At 34.0% G+C, this 2,516-nt stretch carries 2 protein-coding genes; both read left to right on the forward strand.

The genetic code is table 11. The annotated features are described in order from the left end of the window. Positions 1-23 precede the first annotated feature (23 nt). Positions 24-1,970 (forward strand): hypothetical protein, encoded by a 1,947-nt coding sequence (locus RCF13_RS21765; protein WP_016121638.1) that lies wholly within the window; start codon positions 24-26, stop codon positions 1,968-1,970. Between the two features lie 29 nt (positions 1,971-1,999). Beyond that, the coding region (locus RCF13_RS21770; RefSeq protein WP_308141545.1) for a hypothetical protein at positions 2,000-2,516 on the forward strand (517 nt) is incomplete at its 3' end.

The following is a 2,516-nucleotide window of genomic DNA, read 5'->3' on the forward strand; positions in this document are numbered from 1 at the left end:
TTATTTAATCAGGGGGAATTGTAGTGGAGAAGGCAACCAAATTAATGTTGATAAAAAAAATTAAACAAATTGCAGATGAGTTACATCGAGTACCAAAAATAAAAGATGTGGATAAAGAAACAAAGAATTTGATTGTAATGGAGTTTGGGTGTTGGAGTAACTTATTAGAAGCAGCAGGGTTTAAAGCAAATAGAGGACGTAATATAAAGGGGAAATACAATAAAGAGAAAATAATAGAGGTAATTCAAAAAAAAGCAAAAGAGCTTAATAGGGTGCCAAAATGCAAAGAAATAACAACAGTATCCAAATATATAATTGAGAGACATTTTGGATGTTGGAGTAATGCGCTGGAAGCAGCAGGGTTTAAACCAAATAGAAAATATAATCCGGATTCAAAGTATTTAACAGATAAACAAATATTAGATAATATTCAATCTGTCGCAAAAAAGTTGGGGAAAACACCAAGAGCAGAAGATGTACCTTACTCAAACATTGCAATTAATAGGTTTGGATCGTGGTCTAATGCACTAATAGAAGCAGGCCTAAATATAGAGACTAAAGGTAAATACACAAAAGAGGAATTAATACAGATACTAAGAGACGAATATGAACGTTTAGGCCATGTACCAAGGTCTTATGAAATAAGACAAAATTCATCTATTACTAGAGTGTTTGGCAGTTGGGAAAATGCATTACTAGAGGCGGATTTAAAAAGTGAAAGGTACAAAAGTGATGAGGAACTATTAGAAGAGCTAATTGAATTCGGAAATAAGATTGGGAGAAGACCAAGAAAAGTAGATTGTGATGAGCACAAGTTCCCAATTGGCAAGTATCAACGGAGGTTTGGGTCATGGAACAACGCTCTCAAGTTAGCTGGGTTTACTACATCTAGAAAGAAATATACACGGCAAGAGTTAGTAGGACAAATACAACAGGTTGCTAAAAATTTAAATAAAGTCCCATGTCCAACTGATATTCCCAACAATGCAATTTACTACGCTTATTTCAAAGATTGGATCGAAGTAATAGAAGCAGCAGGATTTTCTTATTATGAAACAGTAGCTGGATATGATTTTCATGATAAAAAAACTGTAACAAAAAGAGTCTATACGAAAAAAGGGGTTATAGAAGAAATAAACAGCACGGCTAAAAAAATAAAAAGGGTCCCTCTAATAAATGATGTAGCAGTTACTGAAGGTAATCTCTTTAAATACTTTGATACATGGTTCGAAGTGTTGGAAGCAGCAAATATATTTCAGTTATTCAATATTTCAACCTTGTATTCTCAAGAGCAATTGATAAGTGAACTGATTAATCATGCAAAAAAATTAAATAGAAACCCAAAACCCAAAGAATTAACTATAGAAAGAAAGTGGTTTGAATACCAATTTGGTTCATGGAAAAGGGCATTGCTAGTTGCAGGATTATCTCCCGAAGCAGATATTACGTTTACTAAAGAAAAGATTATTAAAACAATACAGGAAACAGCACAGAACTTAAAAAGGATACCAAAACAAAGCGAAACAGGAATACACACCCATACGTATATAAGGTTTTTTCCAACCTGGGAAAAAGTACTCGAAGCAGCATGTGTGAACAAAAAAACGGAAATTATTAGTGCTATTCAGGAAGTAACTAGGAAGTTGGGAAGGGTACCCAGAGTTAGAGAGATATCTGTATCACATAAAACGGTAATATTGTATTTCGGCAGTTGGTATAAAGCACTAGAAGAAGCGGGACTTGAAAGAACACGTGGATATTCAAAAAAACAATTAATCAATATGATAAAAGAATACAATCAGAAAACAGGAAAGGTCCCACGTGTAGCGGAATTACCTGTGACGAATTATCCATTTGTAAGACAGTTCGGATCTTATAAAAAGGCGTTAGAAGCCGCGGGGTTTGAACCTTTTAGTAATTATAAGAATAAAGAAAAAGAAAAAAAACCAAAAAAACAAAGTGTTCTATAAGATACTAATATATTGGTGAGGTGACAAAAATGAAGATGAAAAACAAACAATTTATTGCGATTGCAAGTAAATTAGGCATTTCTACATTTTTATTAGCAGGTTGTATGCCAGATGTAGAAGCTGATGAATCAGTTGTAGCAAATTATAATACCGAACAAGATAATTTGAAGAGCGAAGATTGTTCTTCTTTTGCTAACCAAAATCAAACCAAGGAATGTTTCGAAGAACTCCCCCCAGGAGGTCCTTTAAAGAGTGAATACATAAAATCAGAAAATAAGGGGTCGGATAGTGGTTTGGGATGGGAGTCGGCGCTATTCCCCTTAGCAACCGGATATTTATTAGGGCAATTAAATAACAATAGTTCTTTTATGACAAATGCCAGGATCACAAATCGTACGCCAATAAACAATTATAAACAAGCCTTAATTCAACCCTTAAATCCACAGGAAAGAGAAAAAAATACTACTAATGGAATAGCAAATGGTATTGCCAACGGATATAGTTCTTCAACTAATAACCAAAATAAGAGTCAGAACAGCGGGAAAG

The sequence above is a fragment of the Stenotrophomonas maltophilia group sp. RNC7 genome, from assembly GCF_030910085.1.
Classification (GTDB): Bacteria; Pseudomonadota; Gammaproteobacteria; order Xanthomonadales; family Xanthomonadaceae; genus Stenotrophomonas; species Stenotrophomonas sepilia.